This window comes from Citrobacter sp. wls619 (assembly GCF_005281345.1).
Taxonomy (GTDB): Bacteria; Pseudomonadota; Gammaproteobacteria; order Enterobacterales; family Enterobacteriaceae; genus Citrobacter.
In genome coordinates this window covers 190,732-215,704 of sequence record NZ_SZXJ01000101.1, presented here as the reverse complement: position 1 = coordinate 215,704, position 24,973 = coordinate 190,732, and the positions used below count along the sequence as shown (strand labels likewise).

The window sequence follows — 24,973 nt, the reverse complement described above, 5'->3', positions numbered from 1 at the left end:
TTGAGAGAGAAGCCTATGTTTGGTAAAGGCGGTCTGGGTAACCTGATGAAACAGGCCCAGCAGATGCAAGAAAAAATGCAGCAGATGCAGGAAGAAGTCGCCAAGCTGGAAGTGACCGGCGAATCTGGCGCGGGTCTGGTAAAAGTGACCATCAACGGCGCGCACAACTGCCGTCGTGTGGAGATCGATCCAAGCCTGCTGGAAGACGACAAAGAAATGCTGGAAGACCTGGTCGCTGCAGCATTTAACGATGCGGCACGTCGCATTGAAGAAACGCAGAAAGAGAAGATGGCCTCTGTTTCCTCCGGTATGCAGCTGCCACCTGGCTTTAAGATGCCGTTCTGATGCAAACCAGCCCGCTGTTAACTCAGCTGATGGAAGCATTGCGCTGTCTGCCGGGCGTAGGTCCGAAGTCGGCGCAGCGCATGGCGTTCACGCTCCTGCAGCGCGATCGCAGCGGCGGGATGCGTCTGGCGCAGGCGTTAACGAAAGCGATGTCGGAAATCGGCCACTGTGCCGATTGCCGCACCTTCACGGAGCAAGACGTCTGCAACATCTGCTCGAACCCGCGTCGCCAGGAAAATGGTCAGATTTGCGTGGTGGAGAGTCCGGCGGACATCTACGCCATTGAGCAAACCGGGCAGTTTTCCGGACGTTACTTTGTGCTGATGGGACACCTGTCGCCGCTGGATGGCATCGGACCTGATGATATCGGACTCGATCGCCTGGAGCAGCGACTGGCGTCTGAACACATCAACGAACTGATCCTGGCGACCAATCCCACGGTCGAAGGAGAGGCAACCGCCAACTATATTGCTGAGCTTTGTATGCAATATGGCGTTGAAGCCAGCCGTATCGCTCATGGCGTACCGGTAGGCGGCGAGCTGGAAATGGTTGACGGTACGACACTGTCGCACTCTCTGGCAGGACGGCACAAGATTAAATTCTGAACAAACGGAGGCCGCGACGGCGGCTTCCGCTTGAAATCCTACCCGCTTGTCCCCATTTCACCCTCAACGTGTTTTTACCATTAAAAATGGCATTGTTGAGGTAGATCTACATGAAAGGACAAGAAACTCGTGGTTTTCAGTCAGAAGTAAAACAGCTTCTGCACCTGATGATCCATTCTCTGTATTCCAATAAAGAAATCTTCCTGCGTGAGCTTATCTCTAACGCCTCGGATGCGGCAGACAAGCTGCGTTTCCGCGCCCTGTCTAATCCGGACCTGTATGAAGGTGATGGTGAGCTGCGTGTACGTGTTTCCTTCGATAAAGATAAGCGTACGTTGACCATTGCTGATAACGGCGTGGGGATGAACCGTGATGACGTTATCGATCATCTGGGGACCATTGCGAAATCCGGTACCAAATCTTTCCTCGAATCCATGGGCTCCGATCAGGCGAAAGACAGCCAGTTGATCGGCCAGTTCGGGGTAGGCTTCTACTCCGCATTTATTGTGGCGGATAAAGTCACTGTGCGTACCCGTGCGGCGGGTGATAAGCCTGAAAACGGTGTGTTCTGGGAATCTGCGGGCGAAGGTGAATACACCGTTGCCGACATTACCAAAGAGGATCGTGGTACCGAAATTACTCTGCATCTGCGCGAAGGCGAAGACGAGTTCCTGGATGACTGGCGCGTGCGTTCCATCATCAGCAAATATTCCGACCATATTGCGCTGCCGGTAGAGATCGAAAAATCCGAAGAGAAAGACGGCGAGACCGTGGTTTCCTGGGAGAAAATCAACAAGGCACAGGCGCTGTGGACGCGTAACAAGTCAGAAATCAAAGACGACGAATACAACGAATTCTACAAGCATATCGCGCACGACTTCACCGATCCGCTGACCTGGAGCCACAACCGTGTGGAAGGTAAGCAGGAATACACCAGCCTGCTGTACATCCCGTCCCAGGCCCCGTGGGATATGTGGAACCGCGATCACAAGCATGGCCTGAAACTGTACGTCCAGCGTGTGTTCATCATGGACGACGCCGAGCAGTTCATGCCGAACTACCTGCGCTTTGTGCGCGGTCTGATAGATTCCAACGATCTGCCGCTGAACGTGTCTCGTGAGATCCTGCAGGACAGCACCGTCACCCGTAACCTGCGCAGCGCGCTGACCAAACGCGTATTGCAGATGCTGGAAAAACTGGCGAAAGATGACGCTGAAAAATACCAGACCTTCTGGAAACAGTTTGGCCTGGTGCTGAAAGAAGGGCCGGCGGAAGATCACGCTAACCAGGAAACCATCGCTAAGCTGATGCGCTTCGCGTCTACGCACACAGATTCTTCCGCACAGACCGTGTCGCTGGAAGACTATGTCTCACGGATGAAAGAAGGGCAGGAGAAGATCTACTACATTACTGCAGACAGCTATGCGGCGGCGAAGAGCAGCCCACACCTCGAACTGCTGCGTAAGAAAGGCATCGAAGTGCTGCTGCTTTCTGACCGCATCGATGAGTGGATGATGAACTACCTGACCGAGTTCGACGGTAAGGCATTCCAGTCTGTAGCCAAAGCTGACGAGTCTATCGACAAGCTGGCAGATGACGTTGATGACTCGGCAAAAGAAGCGGAAAAAGCGCTGACGCCGTTCGTTGAGCGCGTGAAAACCCTGCTGGGCGACCGCGTAAAAGAAGTGCGTCTGACGCACCGTCTGACCGATACGCCAGCGATTGTCACCACTGACGCAGACGAAATGAGCACCCAGATGGCGAAGCTGTTTGCCGCTGCGGGCCAGGCTGTGCCGGAAGTGAAATACATCTTTGAACTGAACCCGGACCACGTGTTGGTAAAACGCACGGCGGATACCCAGGACGAAGCGCAGTTTAAAGAGTGGGTTGAGCTGCTGCTGGATCAGGCGCTGTTTGCCGAGCGCGGCACGCTGGAAGATCCGAACCAGTTCATCCGTCGTATGAACCAGTTGCTGGTATCCTGATAGCGGTTGCGTTACGTGATGCCGGATGGCGCTAACGCTTATCCGGCCCACAAAATCTCGTATACCGTAGGCCGGATAAGGTGTTTACACCGCTATCCGGCATTTTCTCTTCTTATTTTCAATTTTCCCACCGTTAACCGTTTCAGCGTCAGGCGTCTTTCTTGAGCCAATTGCGTGATGGTGGTATCGTTTAGCGCTTTTTAAAAAATATCGACAACCTTTAAGGGGATTTTCGTAATGCGTATCATTCTGCTTGGCGCTCCGGGCGCGGGTAAAGGAACTCAGGCTCAGTTCATCATGGAGAAATATGGTATTCCGCAAATCTCCACCGGTGATATGCTGCGTGCCGCCGTGAAATCTGGCTCCGAGCTGGGCAAACAAGCGAAAGACATCATGGACGCCGGCAAGCTGGTGACTGATGAGCTGGTGATCGCGCTGGTAAAAGAGCGTATTGCTCAGGAAGACTGCCGCAATGGTTTCCTGCTGGACGGCTTCCCGCGTACTATCCCGCAGGCTGATGCCATGAAAGAAGCGGGCATCAATGTTGACTATGTTCTGGAGTTTGACGTTCCGGATGAGCTGATCGTTGATCGTATCGTTGGTCGTCGCGTACACGCTGCTTCTGGCCGCGTTTACCACATCAAATTCAATCCGCCTAAGGTGGAAGGTAAAGACGACGTGACCGGCGAAGAGCTGACCACCCGTAAAGACGATCAGGAAGAGACCGTACGTAAGCGCCTGGTGGAATACCATCAGATGACTGCTCCGCTGATCGGTTACTACTCTAAAGAAGCGCAGGCGGGTAACACCAAATATGCGAAAGTTGACGGCACTCAGGCCGTGGCTGACGTTCGCGCAGCGCTGGAAAAAATCCTCGGCTAATTTTTTCGCGTAATAAATCTCTTATCAGGCCTGTCATTATCTCGTAGGCCTGATAAGCGTAGCGCCATCAGGCATATTCTTACTTTACCTCTCACAGCAATTAGTTCTTCTTCCCCGCTTTTCCGCTACAATTATCAACAATTTGAATCGATAAGAGGCGGTAATGCGTCAGACGAAAACCGGTATCCTGCTGGCAAACCTCGGCACTCCCGATGCCCCAACCCCCGAAGCTGTTAAACGTTACCTGCGCCAGTTTTTAAGCGATACCCGCGTAGTTGATACGTCCCGTCTACTGTGGTGGCCGTTGCTGCGTGGTGTGATTTTACCGTTGCGTGCGCCGCGTGTGGCAAAGCTGTACCAGTCAATCTGGATGGAGGAGGGTTCTCCACTGATGGTTTACAGTCGTGCACAGCAGCAGGCACTGGCGGAGCGTTTACCCGATACGCCCGTCGCACTGGGAATGAGTTACGGTTCACCTTCGCTGGAAAGCGCGGTTGATGAATTGCTGGCAAGCGGTGTTGACCACATTGTGGTGTTAACGCTGTACCCGCAATACTCCTGTTCGACGGTAGCGGCAGTCTGGGACGAGCTGGCGCGTATCCTGGCGCGTAAGCGCGGTATTCCTGGGGTTTCCTTTATCCGTGATTACGCGGACGACAACAGCTATATTGATGCGCTGGCCAAAAGCGCCCGCGATTCATTTGCTCAACATGGTGAACCCGATTTACTGCTGCTCTCCTACCACGGCATTCCGCAGCGCTACGCCGATGAAGGCGATGACTACCCGCAGCGCTGTCGTGATACGACTCGTGAGCTGGTTTCAGCGCTTGGTCTGCCGCCGGAAAAAGTGATGATGACCTTTCAGTCACGCTTTGGTCGTGAGCCGTGGCTGACGCCATATACTGACGAAACGTTAAAAATGCTGGCGGAGAAAGGGACCGGACATATCCAGGTGATGTGCCCAGGCTTTGCGGCAGATTGCCTCGAAACGCTGGAAGAGATTGCGGTGCAAAACCGGGAGATTTTCCTCGAGGCTGGCGGTAAGCAATATGAGTATATTCCGGCGCTGAATGCCGCGCCGGAGCATATCGAAATGATGGTGAAACTGACCGAAGCCTACCGCTAAAGCTGTTGCTTAAAGAAACGAGCGCCATCCTGCAGAGCCTCATCGGCGGTTTTCATCATCCGCGAATAATGCAGGAAGGCGTGCAGCATGCCGGGGTACATTTGATACAGGCAGGTCTGCTGATGCGCCTGCAGCGTCTGGAAAAGTAACCGGCTGTCATCAATCAACGGATCGAACTCGGCGCTGGCGATAAAGCAGGGCGGCACATCGTGTGTAAGATCGTTATTAAACAGGCAATAATACGGCGACTCACGATCGTCGGCGCTAGGCAGATAGGCGTTTTCGTACATCTGCAGATCCTCTCGTCCTAAGCCATCCCACGCTCCGCCCATCAGTCGGCGGCTAAGCGAATCCTGCAGACCGTACAGCCCGTACCATAACAGTACGCCAATGACCTTGCCGCAGGGGAGCTGTTTATCACGCAACCACAACGCACTGGCGAGCGCCAGCATGGCGCCTGCAGAATCGCCGGCAAAACCAATATGTTTCACATTGAGAGAATAGTCGTCGGCGTGGTGATGAAAATACTGGCAGACGGCGACAGTCTCTTCGATGGCCTGCGGGAAGCGCGCTTCTGGCGACAGCGAGTAGTCGATGCCAATAACTGTGCACTGCGTGTAGTGCGCCAGTAGACGCATAATGCGATCGTGGGTATCCAGATTACCGAGAATAAAGCCGCCGCCGTGTAAATAATATAGCGTGGCCTGGCTGTGGGGCTGCGGTGAATAAATACGTGTGTTAACAGAGCCATAGCGGGTGGAAACCGCGCACGCATGAGTACTCATTTGCGGTGCATCAGCATTCCAGAATTGCCGTTCATGTATGTAGTACTTTCGTTGGGCCACGATATCATCGGCAGCGGGCCAGGGTGGTAGGTCATCGCGATGAAAATTCACCACGCTTTTCATTTCATCCGAAATTCTGTCGAGTACGGGGATCTTGTTATCCGGCTTCATAAAACGCTCCTTGTGGACGATGATTTATTGTAGAAACTGAGACCGGATAAACTGCGATCCCGCCGTCCGATATTGAAACTTAGCGCCGCATCGCATGCATATCAGGTAATGTGCTACCATGCATCGCTCAGTTAACCACCCATATAATCGACCATGAAATTTCCCGGTAAACGTAAATCCAAACACTATTTCCCCGTCAGCGCGCGCGATCCGTTGCTGCAACAAATTCAGCCTGAAAATGAGACCAGCGCGGCCTGGGTCGTCGGTATCGACCAGACGCTGGTGGATATTGAAGCCAAAGTGGATGATGATTTTGTAAAACGTTATGGATTAAGCGCCGGGCACTCACTGGTGATTGAAGATGATGTTGCGGAAGCGCTCTACCAGGAGCTGGTACGCGAAAACCTGATCACCCATCAGTTTGCAGGTGGCACTATCGGTAACACCATGCATAACTACTCCGTGCTGGCTGATGACCGCTCGGTACTGTTGGGTGTGATGTGCAGCAATATCGAAATTGGTAGCTACGCGTATCGCTATTTATGTAACACCTCCAGCCGCACCGATTTGAACTATCTACAGGGTGTAGATGGCCCGATTGGCCGCTGCTTTACGCTGATTGGTGAATCCGGCGAGCGCACATTTGCCATCAGCCCCGGTCACATGAACCAGTTGCGTGCAGAGAGCATCCCTGAATCGGTGATTGCCGGGGCTTCCGCGCTGGTGCTGACCTCCTATCTGGTACGCTGTAAGCCGGGCGAACCGATGCCGGAAGCGACCATGAAGGCGATTGAATTTGCCAAAAAGCACAACGTGCCGGTGGTACTGACTCTGGGGACCAAATTCGTTATTGCGGATAACCCTCAGTGGTGGCAGGAATTTCTGAAAGAGAATGTCTCTATTCTGGCGATGAACGAAGAAGAAGCTGAAGCGCTGACCGGTGAAAACGATCCGCTGCTGGCGTCAGACAAAGCGCTGGATTGGGTGGATTTAGTCTTGTGTACTGCCGGGCCGGTGGGGCTGTATATGGCCGGCTTTACTGAAGAAGAGGCGAAACGCAAAACTCAGCATCCGCTGCTGCCAGGCGCTATTGCTGAATTCAACCAGTACGAATTCAGCCGCGCAATGCGCCATAAAGACTGTACCAATCCGCTGCGTGTGTATTCACATATCGCGCCATATATGGGCGGGCCGGAAAAAATCATGAACACCAACGGTGCGGGTGACGGCGCATTGGCTGCATTGCTGCATGATATTACCGCCAACAGCTATCACCGCGGCAATGTGCCCAACTCCAGTAAGCACAAATATACCTGGCTGACTTATTCATCTTTAGCCCAGGTGTGTAAATATGCCAACCGCGTGAGTTATCAGGTGCTGAACCAGCATTCACCGCGCCTGACGCGCGGTTTGCCGGAGCGTGAAGACAGTCTCGAGGAGTCGTACTGGGACCGTTAAATCTTGCACATGCCGGATAAGCAGCGATAGCGCTATCCGGCTGTAACATTAGCTGGCAGTAGCAACGTCACCTGCAGGCGGCGTTTCAATCAGCTCCAGCATAGTCCGGGCAATTTCACGTTCACCCATCACCACCTGATTGGCACCACGTTCAGTGATGTACTCAACCTCATCGTCATAATGGGCGCGGGCGATAATCTCAATCGACGGGCACTTCTGACGCGCACAAGCGACAATCTCACCGGCTTCGTAACCATTTGGAATGGTCAGCAGCAGCCAGCGTGCGCAATCCAGATGCGCCAGATTCATAATTTCTTCGTTAGCCGCATTACCGAGTACGGCACGGATCCCGCGCTCACGCAGTTCATCCACGCGGGTACGCGATGTTTCAATAACGACCAGCGGGATACCCGCCGCCATCAGCTTTTCACCCAACAGGCTGCCGACACGACCAAAACCGACCAGCAGTGCATGATTACAAATATCAACCGGGATCTGCTTCTCTTCTTCGATGGCCTCTTCCAGCGTCTGCTCTTCCAGCGTTTCGGTTTTGGCGAGGTATTTCTCTAATACAGCAAACAGTACCGGGTTGAGCATAATGGAGAGAATCGCACCTGCCAGCACCAGGTTTTGCCCGGCTTGAGGTAACAGGTTCAGCGCCATTCCCAGACCCGCCAGGATAAAGGCAAATTCACCAATCTGCGCCAGGCTGGTAGCAATGGTGAGCGCCGTACGCTGAGAGTGCCCAAACAGGCGTACCAGGAAGTAGGCGGCGACGGATTTACCGAAGATAATAATCGCCAGCGTGCCCAGCACGGCCAGCGGCTGCTGGATCAGGACTAACGGATCAAACAGCATCCCGACGGAAACAAAGAACAGCACGGCGAAAGCATCGCGTAGCGGTAGGGTATCGTGCGCCGCACGGTGGCTCAATTCTGATTCATTCAGCACCATACCGGCAAAGAACGCGCCCAGTGCAAAGGAGACATCGAACAGCTCTACTGCGCCAAAAGCGATACCTAATGCGAGGGCGAGGACTGACAGGGTAAACAGCTCGCGGGAACCTGTTGCGGCGCTGCGGGCCATAATCCACGGCACCAGCCGGCGACCCACCAGCATCATAATAGCGATAAATGCTACGACCTTGCCGATGGTAATGCCCATATCGACGGCCAGCGAAGTAAAGCCGACGTTTTCTTTTTCCAGCATTCCGGCGACAGCAGGCAGGAGAACCAGCGTCAGCACCATCATCAAATCTTCGACAATCAGCCAGCCAATCGCGATTTGCCCGCGCTGGCTATCAATGAGCTGCCGTTCTTCAAGCGCACGTAACAGCACCACGGTACTGGCGGTTGAAAGACACAGCCCAAAGACGATACCGACCATCAGCGACCAGCCCATCACCGCTGAAAGCGCCATACCCAGGAGCGTCGCCACGGCGATTTGGGCGATAGCGCCGGGAATGGCGATGGACTTTACCGCCATTAAATCCTTCAAGGAGAAGTGCAGCCCCACGCCGAACATCAGCAGGATAACGCCAAGCTCCGCCAGTTCAGGGGCAAGCTTGGTATCAGCAACAAAACCAGGTGTAAATGGACCGGCCAGAACGCCCGCTAACAGATATCCCACCAGAGGAGAAATACGTAGTTTATTGGCAATCATGCCTAATATAAAAGCGAGCACAAGGCCGCCGACAATGGTGGTGATAAGCGGGGTGGCGTGATGCATTCCGTCTCCTTTGGTTGCTGTGTTGATCCTGAAAACCCAAATTCCGAGTAATAGTTTATGACAATTTTAATGTTTATGTTTATGAATAATTATTGAATTTTGATGAAAATAGGATTTTAAGCGTAAAAAAGCACGGATCGGAAAAGTACGGGGGGATGTATGAGGCAAAGGCTGATGGACACTGTAAGTGATGACGGCCAAAGTTTACTTTTGGCCGTCAGAAAATCAGGCTTTATGTCGGTTATCAGGTAAGAATATGGTCAGTATCCCCAGAAGAGGCAGGAAAGCACATATTTTATAGACCAAATCGATACTGGTATGGTCGGCAATCAGCCCTAATACCGCGGCACCCAAGCCGCCCATGCCGAAGGCAAAACCGAAAAATAGCCCAGAAACCATACCGATACGGCCCGGAAGCAGCTCCTGCGCGTAGACCAGAATGGCAGAAAAGGCCGATGCAAGGATAAAACCAATAATCACGGTTAAAATCCCAGTCCATTCAAGGGTTGCATAGGGCAAAATGAGGGTAAACGGCGCTACGCCGAGGATAGAGCCCCAAATAACGTATTTTCTGCCAATCTTATCACCTAATGGCCCACCAATTACCGTCCCGGCCGCAACGGCAAACAGGAAGGCAAACAGGTGGAACTGAGCATTTTGTACCGATAATCCGAATTTTTGCATCAGATAAAAGGTGTAATAGCTACTGATGCTCGCCATATAGAAGTATTTGGAGAAAATCAGCACCAGCAGAATCCCCACCGCCAGTACCACTTTATTTCGTGGTAGCGGATTGACGATGGCGACCTTTGGTTTCCCTTTACTCATCCGATGTTGTGCGGCGTACCAACGGCTAATCTGTGCCAGTACCACAATCGCCAGCAGGGCCGCCAGTACGAACCAGGCCACATTACCCTTACCGTATGGCGCGATGATGACAGCGGCCAGTAGTGGCCCCAGAGAACTACCGAAGTTACCACCGACCTGGAAAATAGATTGAGCCAGCCCATGACGGCCACCGGAGGCCATACGCGCCACGCGAGAGGATTCCGGATGGAATACTGAAGACCCGGTACCGACCAGCGCTGCGGCGAGCAAGACCATATGGAAACTGCCTGCCATCGCCAGTAGCACAAGCCCACTCAGCGTGAAGCACATTCCAATCGGTAGCGACCATGGCATTGGGTATTTGTCCGTCCAGTAGCCGACAACCGGTTGCAGCAGCGAAGAGGCGAGCTGGAAGGTTAGCGTAATCATCCCGATCTGCATAAACGTCAGTGAAAACTCTGACTGTAAAAGCGGATAAATCGCCAGAATCAGCGATTGGATCATATCGTTTAGCAGATGAGAGAGGCTGATCGCCCCTAAAATGCCAAATGAGGTGCGTGCTTTAGCAACCGACGCTGACGCGCCAGCCACTGGCTGGGTTGGTTCACTTATTGCCATAGAAAGTCACTTCTGTTTGGGTTGCGATTATGAGGGTAATCTAATTTGTTATTATTACTTGCCTAACATACCTGCGGAAGGTGTTTGAAGGAAGTCTCATTTCTGAAAACATTTTCGACTATTATTTTATATCATTGTAATTTCAGTCGTTGATTTTGGCTCAGGGAGAGAAATATGAAGTTTTTGAAACGGGGCGTGGCGCTGGCGCTATTAGCCGCATTTACGCTGGCAGGCCAGCCTGCACAAGCGTACGAAAAAGATAAAACCTACAAAATTACCATTCTGCATACCAACGATCATCACGGTCACTTCTGGCGCAGTGAATACGGGGAATATGGACTGGCGGCGCAAAAAACGCTGGTGGACGGTATTCGTAAAGAGGTGGCTGAGGAGGGCGGCAGTGTACTGCTGCTTTCCGGTGGCGACATTAATACCGGCGTACCAGAATCCGATCTCCAGGATGCGGAACCTGATTTTCGCGGGATGAACCTGATTGGCTACGACGCGATGGCGGTCGGAAACCACGAGTTTGATAATCCCATGACCGTCTTGCGCCAGCAGGAAAAATGGTCGAAATTCCCGTTTCTCTCAGCCAATATCTATCAGAAAAGCACTGGCGAACGCTTGTTTAAGCCGTGGGCTATCTTTAAGCGCCAGGATTTAAAAATCGCGGTTCTGGGTTTAACAACCGATGATACGGCGAAAATTGGCAACCCGGAGTTCTTCACCGATATTGAGTTTCGCCAACCTGCGGAAGAAGCAAAGCTGGTTATCCAGGAACTCAATATGAATGAAAAGCCAGACATCATTATCGCGACCACGCATATGGGGCATTATGACAACGGCAATCACGGCTCGAACGCCCCTGGCGATGTCGAAATGGCGCGTAGCCTGCCGGCGGGATCGCTGGCGATGATTGTCGGTGGTCACTCGCAGGATCCGGTGTGCATGGCATCGGAAAACAAAAAGCAGGTTGATTACGTACCGGGTACGCCATGTGCGCCAGATAAGCAAAACGGTATCTGGATTGTGCAGGCGCATGAGTGGGGTAAATACGTTGGCCGGGCGGACTTTGAATTCCGCAATGGCGAAATGAAAATGGTCAACTACCAACTCATTCCGGTAAACCTGAAGAAAAAAGTGACCTGGGATAACGGTAAAAGTGAGCGCGTACTCTACACCCCGGAAATCGCTGAAAATCAGCAAATGCTGTCGTTACTGACGCCATTCCAGAATAAAGGCAAAGCGCAGTTGGATGTCAAAATTGGCAGTGTCAATGCGCGTCTGGAAGGTGACCGTAGCAAGGTGCGCTTTGTGCAGACCAACATGGGGCATCTGCTGCTCGCTGCGCAAATGGCACGCACCGGCGCTGATTTTGGCGTGATGAGCGGCGGCGGTATCCGTGATTCCATCGAAGCCGGCGATATCACCTATAAGAGTGTGCTGAAGGTACAACCGTTCGGCAACATCGTAGTGTATGCCGATATGAGCGGGAAGGAAGTCATTGACTATCTGACCGCCGTGGCGCAGATGAAGCCAGACTCGGGGGCGTACCCACAGTTTGCCAACGTCAGCTTTGTGGCGAAAGACGGCAAACTCAACGATTTGAAAATCAAAGGCGAAGCTGTTGACCCGGCTAAAACGTATCGCATGGCAACGCTGAGCTTCAACGCGACCGGCGGCGATGGCTATCCGCGAATTGATAACAAGCCAGGCTATGTGAATACCGGGTTTATTGATGCGGAAGTGCTGAAAGAGTACGTGCAGAAAAACTCACCGCTGGATGCCAGTGTGTATGAGCCGAAGGGCGAGGTGAGCTGGCAGTAACAGGGCTATTTTGTTCGCCATTTTGAACGCGGGCAGTGCTCGGACAAAACTCACAGAGTTTTGAACGCCCATCAGGGCGGCCCGGAGGGGGAGCGTAGCGAATAATCCTCACGTACTACATGTACGCTCCGGTTCCTACGCGCTGGCCGCGTCCAAACTGCCTTCACCAATAACGCCCTGTTGAGTATTCGATTTGTAGGCCTTAAAGCTGCGCGCCATCAGGCAATCTTCCATACCTGCTTAATCGCGGCGTGCGATGTCGGCAAATTTCGCATCCAGAATTTTCGCCAGATCGTTCGCCGCCAGTTCAATATCCAGCCCGCGTTTGCCGCCGGAAACATAAATAGTGTCGAATGTCTGGGCGGGGGCATCAATCAGCGTTGGCAAGCGTTTTTTCTGCCCAAGCGGGCTAATACCACCGACCAGATATCCCGTTGTGCGTTGCGCAACCATCGGGTCGGCCATATCGACCTTTTTGGCGCCCAGCGCCTTCGCGACCTTTTTAAGATCCAGCTGTCCGGCTACCGGGGTGACGGCAACCGCCAGATGTTTCATATCGCCATTCACGGCAACCAGCAGTGTTTTGTAGACCTGATCCGCATTCAGCCCTAATTTACGGACCACTTCGTCGCCAAAGTTGGTCTCGGACGGATCGTGATCGTAGGTGTGGATCTGAAACGAAATTTTGTTTTTTTCGAGTAGTTTAACGGCGGGTGTCATAGCAATTTTTCCTGGCCCAGACAAAATACGCCATAAGCATACGCCTGATGGCGGTGGAAAAAATAGTACCATCTTGCGCAATAGTATTGGCAGGATGACGACTTTGAGCGACAATCGACCTACACCGATGCTTTAAGCGTCGGCATAATAATAATGATGAAATTCCTCTTTGACGGGCCAATAGAAATATTGGCCATTTTTTTATCGCATCATCTCCGGCAAGTTTCCCTCCCCATACAGATGCAGTGCGCCCACAGCGACCACATAGTGGCCCGCAGGCATTGCCTTGAGTTTGTCCCGCCAGGCGTCATTACGCTGGTGCATGAGTACGTCATATAACGACTGGCTGAATGTGTTGGGTAATGTGAGTTCGCCATTTTGTGGTGGTGATTCAAGCCACCAGCCCATCATTTGTTGCAGCAACCTGGCGTTGGTATGCCAGTGCGTCAGGGTATCGTCGAGCAAAGCCAAACCGTTATCAGGCAATTGGCATAACAGGTCGATTTGGCTGGAGGCACCTTCCAGTTCAATAATGGGTTTTTGCGCCTGTTTAGCCGCTTTGAGCAGTTGGTAGTCTATGCCATATTCCGCCCGTAATCCCAGCTGTTGCGCCTGCGTGGCTTGTAAGATCATGGCTATTTGCCACAGGGGTTGAGTCGAAAACAAGGAAGGGGAAATACCAAGATCGGCAGAAACTTTTTGCAAATTGCGCAACTGCTCTTCGCTGATGCGTTCTTCCAGCGCGGCAAAAACCGGAAGATTGGCAAACGGTGCGTCGTCACCGGAGACATCGGCTTCGACAATCAATGCGTCAGCGCGGCTGAGTTTTTTCAGTAACCTGGCAGGCAGAGGGGCCATACCCCGGCTACCCATATGAATACTGCCAATCAGATGAAAATGGCGGTTGCCAGGCAAAGAGATATCGATGGCCGGCCAGGTATAATGGTTACCGCGCAGTGCAGACCATAATGCTTTTACCCGGTATAACAAATCCATACGGCCTCCCTTGAGTAGACTTCCATGCTAGCGCGTGGTCCAGGAAGGTGCAATCCGTGAATCGCCGGATGGTGATGCGAAATCGTCTTATCCGGCCTACATTATCACCTACTTTTTGTAGGCCGGATAAACGAAAGTGCCGTTCGGTAAAGGGTTACTCTTTCGGTTTAAAGCGCAGCAGTCGGTTGGCGTTGCTCACCACGGTAATAGAAGAGAGCGCCATCGCCGCTCCGGCAACGACCGGGTTCAGCAGGGTTCCGGTGAACGGCCACAGAATCCCGGCGGCAACGGGGATACCGATGCTGTTGTAGATAAATGCGCCGAGCAGGTTCTGCTTCATATTACGCAGCGTTGCCCGCGAGATAGACAGCGCATCCGCAACGCCCATCAGGCTATGACGCATCAGCGTGATCGCAGCGGTCTCAATCGCCACATCGCTGCCTCCGCCCATTGCAATACCCACATCGGCCTGGGCCAGGGCAGGAGCATCGTTAATGCCGTCACCGACCATGGCGACCTGACGTCCCTGGCTCTGCAGACGTTTAATGGCTTCCGCTTTACCGTCTGGCAGTACGCCGGCTATCACCTCATCAATACCTGCTTCTTTGGCAATGGCATTGGCCGTCGTGGGGTTATCACCGGTGAGCATCACCAGACGATAGCCGGCGCGGTGCAGACGCTGAAGCGCTGCCACGCTGTCGCTGCGCAATGGATCACGTACCGCTAACAAGGCTGCCGCTTGCCCGTCAATGGCTAACAGCACCGGGGTTGTTCCCTGGGAAGCCTGAGCCGTGATCTCGGCTTCCATTTCGGTGGTAACAACGTGCTGTTCGTTGAGCAGCGCCTGGTTACCCAGTAATAACGTATGGCCTTCAGCTTCCCCGCTGACGCCTAAACCGCGCAGCGTACGGAAACCATTGACTTGCGGCAACGTAACATCGCCCGCTTTATCCAGAATCGCCCGGGCCAGCGGATGGCTGGAGCCCTGTTCAAGGGCGGCTGCCAGGCGAACAGCCAGCGCTTCGTCGGTATTGCCGAACGTTTTGATGGCGACAACCTGCGGTTTACCCTCAGTCAGCGTACCGGTCTTGTCAAAGACGACGGTATCAAGCGTGCTGGCGCGTTGCAGCGCATCAGCATCACGTACCAGCACACCAAACTCAGCGGCACGACCAACCCCGGAAATAATCGACATGGGGGTGGCCAGACCCAGCGCACAAGGACAGGCAATAATCAGTACGGTGGTGGCAATCACCAGCGTATAAACAATTTGTGGCGCCGGGCCGAAAAAGTACCAAATTGCGGCACTCACCAGCGCAATCACCACCACCACCGGAACGAATACCGAGGAAATACGGTCGGCCAGCTTACCAATCTCGGGCTTACTGCTTTGTGCCTGACGCACCATGCGAATAATACGCGATAACGTCGTGTGGCTGCCGACGGCACTGGCGCGGAACAGTACGCTACCATCCTGAACGACAGTACCGGCGTGGACGCTATCACCTTCGCCTTTTTGTTGCGGGATCGGTTCGCCGGTCAGCATCGCTTCATCCAGCCAGGCCTCGCCCTGTGTGATTTCGCCATCTACCGGAACGCGATCGCCGGTAGTCAGACGTAGCAACATACCTGCCTGTACATCGGCCAGCGGCACGTTTTTTTCACCGTCATCGGTCACGACACGTGCGGTTGGCGGTGTTAAATCGAGTAGTTTTTCCAGCGCTTTGGAAGAGCGTTGGCGGGCGCGTGCTTCCAGCATATGGCCAAGGTTAATCAGACCGATAATCATGGCACTGGCTTCATAATAGAGATGCCGCGCTTCCATTGGGAACCATTGCGGCCAGAGGTTTACGCTCATGGAATAGAGCCAGGCAACCCCCGTGCCCAGCGCGACCAGTGTATCCATGGTCGCGGTGCCGTTCATCAGGCTTTTCCATGCGCTGCGGTAAAAGTGACCGCCAGCGAAGACCATCACGGCGAGTGTTGCCAGACCAATGACCAGCCACAGGCTACGGTTGTCGGCACTCACCATCATGTTATCGCCAATCATGCCCCATACCATGACCGGGACACCCAGCAACAGCGCAACCGCCGCCTGCCAGCGAAAACGTTTCATGGTCGCCACGGCGGTTTCCTGCTGGCGTTCACGGCGCTTCGCGTCGTCTTCGATCGCTTCCGCGCCATAGCCGGCTTTTTCTACCGCCTGCACTAATTCTGCGGCGGATGCACTGCCCATTACCAGCGCAGTGCGCTCCGCCAGGTTTACCCGTGCCTGCGTGACGCCCGGTACGCTTTGCAGCGCATTTTGTACGCGGGAGACACAGCTGGCGCAGCTCATGCCGTTTAACAGCAACTGTTGGCTATCATCTTCTTCAGCCGTAGCTGCCGGAAGCTCAGGGGGGACCGCTGCCAGTGCTTCCGACGGGATTGATGACTCCGCCAGCGGTTTAGCCTTTGGGTGGCTTAACTCCGCGCCATAACCGGCTTGCTTGATGGTTTCGATCAGCGCCTCGGCACTGGCGCTACCGGTGACATGGGCTTCTGTCACAGTGACATCCGCGAGTTCCACGTCCGGGCGTTGTTCGAGACTTTCTTTAACGCGTTTTACGCAGTGACCACAGGACAGACCGTCCAGAGTCAGATCGATAGTTTGAGACATAACAAATTTCCTCTATGATTGGTCGGCAAACGTTGACCTTAGCAGTCGTTTTGACTAACTGTTATAAAGGTTAAACCTTCCATCAAGGGGAAGGTCAAGGGGGAAAATGTGAATATATCCGATGTTGCTAAAAAAACCGGTTTAACCAGTAAAGCGATACGCTTTTATGAAGAAAAAGGTTTAGTGACGCCGCCACTACGTAGCGAAAACGGTTATCGCACATACAACCAGCAGCATCTGAATGAACTGACGCTGCTGCGTCAGGCGCGGCAGGTTGGCTTTAACCTGGAAGAGTGCGGTGAGCTGGTCAATTTGTTTAACGATCCGGCGCGTCACAGCGCGGACGTCAAAAAGCGCACGTTAGAAAAAGTGGCGGACATCGAGCGGCATATCAGCGAGCTGCAGGCCATGCGCTTGCATTTGCTGGCGCTGGCGGACAGTTGCCCTGGTGATGATAGCGCCGAATGCCCGATCATGGATAACCTCTCCGGCTGTTGCCATCACAAAGCAAAGGCTTAACGGCGAGGGGGATTGAGCATAAATACCACTGTGCCACGGTACCACGGGGATTTTTCAAGCTGAGCCTCAGCCTGCAGATCCCGGCTACCGTTTTGCACCAGCCCCAGCTTAAACGGAATGCGCAGACGGGCGAGTGCAGGCAGATACGCCTGATAATTTGCCACCGTCTGACGCCCCTGATAGCTCTGCACCACCAGTTCATCGACCGCCAGTGCGTTTAGCGTGGCGACATCCCCGGTTTTTGCCCAGTCCAGCAGACCAGTCACGCCAAGCGCAAACTCGGCCGGTAGCTGTTGGCGTAGCTGCTGTAGAAAACGGGCGTAATCAGCAAGCTGGTGGGTCGCCGCGTCAAAATCGACCTGCAGGCCGACGATGTGGTTGCCGGCGCTCTGCCAGCGTTGCATCAGCCGTATGATACGGGCAGGAATCTCCTCCGGTACGTCGAGCGTGGTAAAGCGGACCGTCAGCCAGATTGAGGGAAAAGTCAGACGACTGACCGGCAGTCCCAGACGCTGGAAAACCACGTTACCCGATCGAACCAGCACCTCGCCCTGATGCAGATAGACCGTTTGCGCATTTTGCAGTTCAGCACTGGCTTTCACCCCGGACCACAGCCAGAAGGCCGAATGGTCACGGGCGGCGACGATATCTGCCGCCTGTGCCTGACCGGCCAGCAGCGCGATTACCAGTAGTATTTGAGTTTTTGCGCCCACGGACTTCCCGGATACTGTGTCTTTAACTGCGTGAACCAGTCTTTGCGCTGTGATTTATCCACGTCTTCGCCGCCGCATTCGTTATAACCTGACGGGGAGTAGCACATGATGGCCCGATACAGCGCAAAACTTTTATCCTCGACTTCCGCTGTTGGGGACGCGATAACCTGTTGGTAATAGCGCTGCCTGTCGAACTGGCCGAACGGCTCCTGTCGCGTAATGGCCACTTCCAGCACATCGTTCCCGCTACTGTTTTTCCACAGATCGACATGGGTTTGTGTGGTACGGAAGAACTCACCCAGACAGTTCAGCGCGTGGGCATCATCGGCTTTGCGGCTTAATACCGTGACCGTTTCATTGAGGCTGCGGCAGGTATAGCCGGCCTGAGCGGCATCACCGTTCCAGTCAAACACGCTCAGATTGACGTCATCAAATGCGGTGCCAACAACCGGTTGGTTAATGGCACGGGCCAGTTTTCGGTCATTCAGCCAGTCCGCAAAACGGTTCTCGGTAAGATCCCGAACCAGCAACGTATGCAGGGCTATTGTGCGCTCTTCATTGTTAGGCCCATGGATAGCCTGCTGGCGTAGCAGTTCAGGCGTTGCCTGTGTTTTCAGCACCTGAGAGCGGAAACGCAGATTGGTTACCGCACTGCCCGGGGCGAATATCGCCGCGCTGTCACCACTGTAAACCAGCGTAGCCGCCAGCTTGGCCTGTACATATTGCTGCTGCTCGTTATCTTTGCTCACGTTCAGCAACTGCTGCCAGAAATCACGTGCCGCGGTCCAATTCTTCTGGCCCATCAACGCTTCGCCGTAGAGCACCTGTTCGCTAAACGCGAGCGTATCGTGTACGGAAAGTTGTTGTGCCGGGGTTACGGCCTGAACAATGGCCGCGTAGTTGCCCGCCGCCATCCATAAATTCAGCTGCAGATTGCGCCACAGCGGCATGTGTTGGCTTTGTTCAAATACCGGCTTGCTCGCATCAAGCTGCGCCTGGGTCAGCGTGGGTTTTTTATCGCTATTCAGACGCAGTGCACGTAACAGTTCGATATAGCTGACTCGCGGCGCGTCGGGGAAGGCCTCAACGACAGACTGGTCGTAGAACGCCATGCCATAGACATTATCGTATTCGATGACATTGTCGCGCAGTTGCTGTGCGTCAGCCGACTGCTTCAGCGTCTGTTCATACAACCCGGCCAGCTGCGGCCAGGCTTGTAAATACCAGTTGATACGCCGCAGCATACCGCGTGTCGAATCGGCGTACTGGCCTTGCGGCCAGCGTTGCAGATAGGCTTGCGCCTGAGTCTGTGCCTGAGCGGCATCCTGGTGGTTAATCCTGGCGATATCAAAATCACCGTATTCACCGACGCTGTTCTGACTACTTTTATTCAGTGCTGTGCGCATTAGCATGTACTGCGCCGTTTCTGCCAGCCATGGGCGATCGCTTTTCGCTAGCTGAGCAAACGCTTGTTCGGCATTCACATAATCACCGGCATAGAAATTGGCGGCGGCAATCAGGTACGTTTTATAGCGTTGGGCACCGGAATCCTCAGGCAGAGTGGTCAATGAGGCATCAATCTGTTCGCGGGTTGCGCCGGACAACAGCCCCATCCTCGCTTGCGCCAGAGCCTGGCGTTGTCCAACCGTCAACGACGTATCGGCGAGCAGTGCGCCAAAGAATTGACTGGCACTGCCCATATTATTCGAAACATGGCGGTTTTCGAGATCATCATTGTTGCGGATTACCTCATCCGCGCTGATGTGCAGTTCAGCCATTTGCCGGGTTAGCGTGTCGTCAGCATTTTGCTCCGGGGCTGCGGCTGCGGGCGACGTGATGTCATCCCACTGCGGGTGATAAGCGAAATAGAAATCACGGGAGCGGGTGATATCCTCAGGCATCGCCTGTATCGGCAGGGCGAACGATTTCTCCTGACTCAGCAGTCGTAGCAGGTTATCACGGCTGTCGTTTCCGGGGCTGAAGGTAGGCGTGCCTTTCAGCAGACAGTGGTCATCGCTCCATTTGCAATCTTCTATATCTGATGAGGCAAACGCCTGAGGTGCAGTTGCCAGTAGGGTGAAAAGGGCAAAGGCGAGGGGTGTCTTCCTGACCATAGTCTTATTTCCTGTCTGTTTTATGGTGATACGGCTTTGATTACCAGAGTTATGCCTTCAACGGCAACCACTTCAACGTGTGTTCCGGCGCTTAAGTCATCATTGGCGCTGACGGGCCACGAGCTGTCGCCGACGCGCATATGCCCGCGACCATTGACCAGCCCGGTTTCCAGTGTAAACCGACGACCAACTAGCTGTTGTCCGCGCTGATTAAGATGACTGTCGGCCGGTTTCTGCTCTTGCACGCGCTTCGCCAGCCATTTCCACCACAACCAGGCTGCCAGCAGTGTTAATACGGCGAACATTGCTCCCTGCCACGCCCAGTCGAGCGGTACGAGCCAGATAACCAGCCCGGTTATCACCGCCGCTACACCGCTCCATAGCAGATAACCGTTACCGCCCAGCATCTCGGCGGCCAATAGCAGACCCCCGAGGCTAAGCCAGAAGATATGTGGGTGAACCAGAATCATCGCTATCATGATTTTTTCCGTTCGCTGGCGCTGTCCTTAATCAGCTCAGTGATCCCGGCGATGGAGCCCATCAGGCTGCTGGCATCCAGCGGCATCATCACCACTTTGCTGTTATTCGACGAACCGATATGTTGCAGCGCTTCGGTGTATTTCTGTGCCACAAAGTAGTTCACAGCCTGAATGTCCCCAGCGGCAATGGCTTCAGATACCATCTGCGTTGCACGAGCTTCCGCTTCCGCTGAACGTTCACGTGCCTCGGCCTGTAAGAAAGCGGACTGACGTTCACCTTCTGCTTTCAGGATCTTCGACTGTTTCTCACCTTCGGCCTTGACGATCTCCGCCTGACGGATCCCCTCGGCTTCAAGAATGTAGGCACGCTTGGTACGCTCTGCTTTCATCTGCGCGTTCATCGCATCGATAAGCTCTGCCGGAGGGCGCACGTCGCGGATCTCAATACGGGTGATTTTGATGCCCCAGGGATTGGTGGCTTCATCAACGATATGCAGCAGGCGCGTGTTGATGTTGTCGCGCTGGGAGAGCATTTCATCGAGCTCCATTGAGCCAAGAACGGTACGGATGTTGGTCATGGTCAGGTTGATGATCGCCAGTTCCAGGTTGCTGACTTCATACGCCGCCTTTGGCGCGTCGATGACCTGAATAAAGCACACGGCATCAATGGCAACGTTAGCGTTGTCTTTGGAGATGACTTCCTGAGAGGGGATATCAAGCACCTGTTCCATCATATTGATCTTACGACCAATACGGTCCATGAACGGTACAACAAGACTTAAACCCGGTTGTAGGGTTTTGGTGTAACGGCCAAAACGCTCTACCGTCCACTGATATCCCTGCGGGACGATTTTGACGCCCGCGCCGACGATGACCAGCGCGACAAAAATAAGAATAGGAATAAAAATGAGCATTGATGAAACCTCCTGTTGTGCTGTCCTTTACTGCCTCATTAATCAAATTATACCCGATTTATCAAGGTGGGCTCCCCTATAATAAATTACAGGGATAGACTGTCTGCACGAAAGAGGTAAAAAAGGGATTGGTAATGGAAGAAAGCAGAATGCTGCTTCAGTTAAAGAATGTCGCCTGGCAGGCGGGAACAACGAAAATTCTTAATAACATCAGTTTTAATCTTAATGCCGGAGAATTTAAGCTGATTACCGGCCAGTCCGGTTGCGGTAAAAGCACGTTGTTGAAAATTGTTGCATCGTTAATTAGCCCGAGTGCGGGTGAGATTATCTTTGAGGGGAAGGAGATAACGACCCTCAAGCCGGAAGCGTATCGTCAGCAGGTCTCCTATTGCGCACAAACGCCCGCTTTGTTTGGTGATACCGTCTACGACAACCTCATTTTCCCCTGGCAAATCCGCGACAAACGTCCGGATCCGGATGTGTTTTTGGCCGATCTGGCCCGATTTGAGTTACCCGAGGCAATCCTCAAAAAAAACATCAATGAGCTGTCTGGCGGCGAAAAGCAGCGCGTCTCGTTAATGCGTAATTTGCAGTTTTTGCCGAAAATCCTGCTGCTCGATGAAATCACCAGCGCGCTGGATGAAGCCAACAAACGGAATGTGAATGAGCTAATTCACCGCTATGTGCGCGATAAGAATATTGCTGTGCTGTGGGTGACGCACGACAAAGATGAAATTAATCATGCGGATAATGTCATTATCCTTCAGCCGCATGCCGGAGAAATGCAGGAAGTAAGCAATGAATGAGCATAATATTACCAATGAATCACTGGCGTTAGCGATGATGCTGGTGGTGGTGGCGATGCTGATCAGCCACAAAGAAAAACTGGCACTGGAAAAAGATATTCTCTGGAGCGTTTGCCGGGCGGTTGTCCAGCTTATTATCGTAGGCTATGTGCTGAAATATATTTTCGGCGTCAACCACAGCATTCTGACCTTAGTGATGGTGCTGTTTATCTGCTTTAACGCCGCATATAACGCGCAAAAACGCAGTAAATATATTGATAAGGCTTTTATCTCCTCATTTATCGCCATTACCTCGGGGGCGGGAGTCACGCTGGCCGTTTTGGTACTGTCAGGCTCCATCGAGTTTGCACCGATGCAGGTGATCCCGATTTCCGGCATGATCGCCGGGAATGCGATGGTGGCCGTCGGGTTATGTTACAACAACCTGGGGCAGCGTTTTAGCAGCGAGCAGCAGCAAATTCAGGAGAAATTAAGCCTCGGCGCGACGCCGAAAGTCGCGTCCGCACCGCTTATTCGGGACAGTATTCGCGCATCGCTGATCCCAACGATCGACTCCGCGAAAACCGTCGGACTGGTGAGTTTGCCGGGGATGATGTCAGGATTGATCTTTGCCGGTATCGATCCGGTAAAAGCGATTAAGTACCAGATTATGGTGACGTTTATGCTGCTTTCTACCGCCAGCCTGTCGACCATTATCGCCTGCTATTTAACCTATCGGAAGTTCTATAATTCACGCCACCAGTTGGTGGTGACGCCATTAAAGAAACCGTGATGTGATGCCGGATAGCGGCTACCGGCTACCGCTTATCCGGCCGACGAGAGTGGTATTTGTCGGCCCGATAAGCACAGCGCCTGCGGGCAAAAGAAACCGATTAGTACAACAGTGCGTACAGCTGACGACGATATTTTGACGCCAGCGCATCACCGGTACCCAGCGCCGCGAGGATCTCCTGGAAGGTCTTACGTGCCTGACCATCAGCCGCCGCGAGATCTTTCTTCAAATGGCTGAACAGGAGTTCCAGCGCTTCTTCGTTACGTCCAACCTGGTGCAATTGAATAGCCAGCTGCGTTGCCAGTGTTGCATCCTGCGGGTTATTCGTAACTTGTTGCTGTAACTGCTGAATTTCTGGCGTATCTGCGGCCTGCTTCAGCAGTTCAATTTGCGCGACCAGCCCCTGATAACGGGTATCCTGATCCTGCAATGGAATGGTTTTGAGTACAGCTTCGGCATCTTCAGTACGATTCAGCGCGATTTGCGTTTCCGCCAGCAGCAGACCAATTTCACTGCTCTGATTGGAGATTTGCCACGCTTCTTTCAACAGCGGCAGGGCGTCGGCGTGGTTACCCGCTTCAATAAACTCAATTGCCTGACGTGCCTTCAGCTCTTCTTCACTCGGCAATACTTTTTCCAGCAGCGCACGGATAACCTCTTCCGGCTGCGGTCCCTGGAAGCCATCGACCGGCTGACCGTTCTGGAACAGATAAACCGTTGGGATCGCGCGCAGACCAAACTGGGAGGCGATCATCTGCTCGGCGTCGCAGTCCAGCTTAGCGAGAATAAACTGGCCGTTGTACTGTGCAGCAAGGCTCTCCAGTACCGGCGTTAATTGCAGACAATGCTGGCTGCGCTCAGACCAAAAATAGAACAGGACCGGCGTGGTCATCGACAATTCAAGGGTCTGCTGCAGATTTGATTCGTTAATATTGACAATATTTTGTGCGGACATGGAGTCACTCTCTATTCGTCTATTTGTTTCTACATGGGGGCTGACGAGCAGGCTTCAACTCAGCCGTGTAAAATTTTGTCCATTGCGCGGCCCGGCAGCAGACGTTTAAGCAACGTCACAGCCCAGGTCACCAGCGTAACGGGATAACGCAATTTGGGTTTGTCGCTCTCAAAAGCATGGCGCACTTTGGCGACAACGGCCTCCGGACCCAATGTAAACCGTGCAGCAATACCGGGATTCTCGACGGGCTTATCACTCTGGGTCTGGTTGACGTTTTCAGTAAAGCGGGTGCGAATGGGGCCGGGTTCAATCAGGCTGACCTTAATTCCGCTATGGCGAAGTTCCATCCGTAGCGCATCGGACCAGGCTTCCAGCGCATATTTGCTGGCGGCATACGCGCCGCGCCCTGGCGTGGAAATTAATCCCATGACTGAAGAGGTCATCACAATACGCCCTTCGCCATGAGGTAACATAGCAGGTAGCAGGCGCATGGTGAGCTGATGTGCGCCAAAAAAGTTGGCGGAAAACTGCTGTTCCATTTGCTCGCGGCTGATGGTGGACAGTGGGCCGTAAACGCCGAATCCGGCGTTGTTAAAGATCCCATACAAACGGTTATCGGTCAGGGCGATCGCCTCATCGGCGGCGCGATCCACGCTTTCTGGTGAGTCGAGATCCAGCAATATGCCGGTGAATCCCATGCCGTTCATGCGCGCGACATCCTCAGGTTTGCGGCAGCCAGCCAGAATTCGAAAACCCTGGCGTTTAAGCTCAAGCGCACTTTCCAGGCCAATACCACTGGAACATCCTGTTATTAAGACCGATTTTTGCATAACTTTACCTGTCAGGATCTCCGTTGATTTACGAGTCGTGATTTACTATATCCGTCATACTTCAAGTTGTCTGTGCGTTGGCTACGCTCGCTCACTCCAGTCACATAGTTATCTATGCTCCTGGAGACTCTCTCACTT

At 53.4% G+C, this 24,973-nt stretch carries 22 protein-coding genes; 10 read left to right on the top strand and 12 right to left on the bottom strand.

Going from position 1 to position 24,973, the window contains the following annotated elements; genetic code table 11:
- Positions 1-15: 15 nt before the first annotated feature.
- From FDX19_RS23520 to hemH, 5 genes are all read left to right on the top strand, one after another.
- Complete coding sequence (locus FDX19_RS23520; protein WP_003021764.1) at positions 16-345, top strand: YbaB/EbfC family nucleoid-associated protein; 330 nt, start codon at positions 16-18, stop codon at positions 343-345.
- Complete coding sequence (gene recR / locus FDX19_RS23515; protein ID WP_079938353.1) at positions 345-950, top strand: recombination mediator RecR; 606 nt, start codon at positions 345-347, stop codon at positions 948-950. Before FDX19_RS23520 ends, recR begins: the two co-directional genes overlap by 1 nt.
- Before the next feature lie 110 nt (positions 951-1,060).
- The gene (gene htpG / locus FDX19_RS23510; protein WP_137384604.1) at positions 1,061-2,935 is read left to right on the top strand and encodes a molecular chaperone HtpG; all 1,875 of its coding nucleotides are present in this window, start codon (positions 1,061-1,063) and stop codon (positions 2,933-2,935) included.
- Positions 2,936-3,172: 237 nt separating this feature from the next.
- Positions 3,173-3,817, top strand: coding sequence for an adenylate kinase (gene adk / locus FDX19_RS23505; protein WP_003021773.1), 645 nt, complete (start codon positions 3,173-3,175; stop codon positions 3,815-3,817).
- Positions 3,818-3,980: 163 nt separating this feature from the next.
- On the top strand, positions 3,981-4,943 hold the full coding sequence (gene hemH / locus FDX19_RS23500; protein WP_137384603.1) for a ferrochelatase: 963 nt from the start codon (positions 3,981-3,983) through the stop codon (positions 4,941-4,943).
- Here hemH and aes read toward each other — a convergent pair.
- Complete coding sequence (gene aes / locus FDX19_RS23495) at positions 4,940-5,899, bottom strand: acetyl esterase (RefSeq protein WP_137384602.1); 960 nt, start codon at positions 5,897-5,899, stop codon at positions 4,940-4,942. The two genes, hemH and aes, sit on opposite strands and share 4 nt — an antisense overlap.
- Positions 5,900-6,052: 153 nt before the next feature.
- Here aes and gsk point away from each other — a divergent pair, with 153 nt between their 5' ends.
- Complete coding sequence (gsk, locus tag FDX19_RS23490; RefSeq protein ID WP_137384601.1) at positions 6,053-7,357, top strand: inosine/guanosine kinase; 1,305 nt, start codon at positions 6,053-6,055, stop codon at positions 7,355-7,357.
- Positions 7,358-7,405: 48 nt separating this feature from the next.
- Here gsk and ybaL read toward each other — a convergent pair whose 3' ends face one another.
- Together ybaL and fsr are read right to left on the bottom strand one after the other, a co-directional pair.
- A complete protein-coding gene (ybaL, locus tag FDX19_RS23485) occupies positions 7,406-9,085 on the bottom strand; it encodes a YbaL family putative K(+) efflux transporter (RefSeq protein WP_137384600.1) in 1,680 nt (559 codons plus the stop codon).
- 225 nt (positions 9,086-9,310) lie between these two features.
- Positions 9,311-10,531 carry a fosmidomycin MFS transporter gene (gene fsr / locus FDX19_RS23480; protein WP_121584311.1) on the bottom strand — a complete coding sequence of 407 codons (1,221 nt, stop codon included), beginning with the start codon at positions 10,529-10,531 and terminating at the stop codon, positions 9,311-9,313.
- A gap of 174 nt (positions 10,532-10,705) precedes the next feature.
- Between fsr and ushA the strand changes: the two genes are divergently transcribed.
- On the top strand, positions 10,706-12,358 hold the full coding sequence (gene ushA / locus FDX19_RS23475; protein WP_137384599.1) for a bifunctional UDP-sugar hydrolase/5'-nucleotidase UshA: 1,653 nt from the start codon (positions 10,706-10,708) through the stop codon (positions 12,356-12,358).
- Positions 12,359-12,598: 240 nt separating this feature from the next.
- Here the strand turns inward: ushA and ybaK are convergent, their stop codons facing one another.
- The 3 genes from ybaK to copA all read right to left on the bottom strand — a co-directional run bounded on the left by ybaK (position 12,599) and on the right by copA (position 16,733).
- Positions 12,599-13,078 carry a Cys-tRNA(Pro)/Cys-tRNA(Cys) deacylase YbaK gene (gene ybaK, locus FDX19_RS23470; RefSeq protein ID WP_137384598.1) on the bottom strand — a complete coding sequence of 160 codons (480 nt, stop codon included), beginning with the start codon at positions 13,076-13,078 and terminating at the stop codon, positions 12,599-12,601.
- 201 nt (positions 13,079-13,279) lie between these two features.
- The gene (locus FDX19_RS23465; protein WP_137384597.1) at positions 13,280-14,074 is read right to left on the bottom strand and encodes a TraB/GumN family protein; all 795 of its coding nucleotides are present in this window, start codon (positions 14,072-14,074) and stop codon (positions 13,280-13,282) included.
- Positions 14,075-14,228: 154 nt separating this feature from the next.
- Entirely contained in the window at positions 14,229-16,733 is a 2,505-nt protein-coding gene (gene copA / locus FDX19_RS23460) for a copper-exporting P-type ATPase CopA (protein ID WP_137384596.1), read from the bottom strand.
- 108 nt (positions 16,734-16,841) lie between these two features.
- Between copA and cueR the strand changes: the two genes are divergently transcribed.
- On the top strand, positions 16,842-17,252 hold the full coding sequence (gene cueR, locus FDX19_RS23455) for a Cu(I)-responsive transcriptional regulator (RefSeq protein ID WP_126318972.1): 411 nt from the start codon (positions 16,842-16,844) through the stop codon (positions 17,250-17,252).
- On the opposite strand, the gene FDX19_RS23450 is transcribed toward cueR, so the two are convergent.
- From FDX19_RS23450 to FDX19_RS23435, 4 genes are read right to left on the bottom strand one after another with little or no spacing between them, the layout of a single operon-like run.
- A complete protein-coding gene (locus tag FDX19_RS23450; protein ID WP_137384595.1) occupies positions 17,249-17,965 on the bottom strand; it encodes a DUF3142 domain-containing protein in 717 nt (238 codons plus the stop codon). The two genes, cueR and FDX19_RS23450, sit on opposite strands and share 4 nt — an antisense overlap.
- Positions 17,935-20,079: a hypothetical protein gene (locus FDX19_RS23445; protein ID WP_137384594.1), complete on the bottom strand. Its 2,145-nt coding sequence runs from the start codon at positions 20,077-20,079 to the stop codon at positions 17,935-17,937. The genes FDX19_RS23450 and FDX19_RS23445 overlap by 31 nt, the downstream gene beginning before the upstream one ends.
- 20 nt (positions 20,080-20,099) lie before the next feature.
- Complete coding sequence (locus tag FDX19_RS23440) at positions 20,100-20,558, bottom strand: NfeD family protein (protein WP_137384593.1); 459 nt, start codon at positions 20,556-20,558, stop codon at positions 20,100-20,102.
- Entirely contained in the window at positions 20,555-21,472 is a 918-nt protein-coding gene (locus FDX19_RS23435) for an SPFH domain-containing protein (RefSeq protein WP_005125227.1), read from the bottom strand. The genes FDX19_RS23440 and FDX19_RS23435 overlap by 4 nt, the downstream gene beginning before the upstream one ends.
- A gap of 134 nt (positions 21,473-21,606) precedes the next feature.
- Here FDX19_RS23435 and fetA point away from each other — a divergent pair, with 134 nt between their 5' ends.
- Positions 21,607-22,278, top strand: coding sequence for an iron ABC transporter ATP-binding protein FetA (gene fetA, locus FDX19_RS23430; RefSeq protein WP_137384592.1), 672 nt, complete (start codon positions 21,607-21,609; stop codon positions 22,276-22,278).
- Positions 22,271-23,050: an iron export ABC transporter permease subunit FetB gene (gene fetB / locus FDX19_RS23425; protein WP_137384591.1), complete on the top strand. Its 780-nt coding sequence runs from the start codon at positions 22,271-22,273 to the stop codon at positions 23,048-23,050. The genes fetA and fetB overlap by 8 nt, the downstream gene beginning before the upstream one ends.
- A gap of 100 nt (positions 23,051-23,150) precedes the next feature.
- Here the strand turns inward: fetB and FDX19_RS23420 are convergent, their stop codons facing one another.
- A complete protein-coding gene (locus tag FDX19_RS23420; protein WP_137384590.1) occupies positions 23,151-24,005 on the bottom strand; it encodes a co-chaperone YbbN in 855 nt (284 codons plus the stop codon).
- 59 nt (positions 24,006-24,064) lie between these two features.
- On the bottom strand, positions 24,065-24,835 hold the full coding sequence (locus tag FDX19_RS23415) for an SDR family oxidoreductase (RefSeq protein ID WP_137384589.1): 771 nt from the start codon (positions 24,833-24,835) through the stop codon (positions 24,065-24,067).
- Between the last annotated feature and the right edge of the window lie 138 nt (positions 24,836-24,973).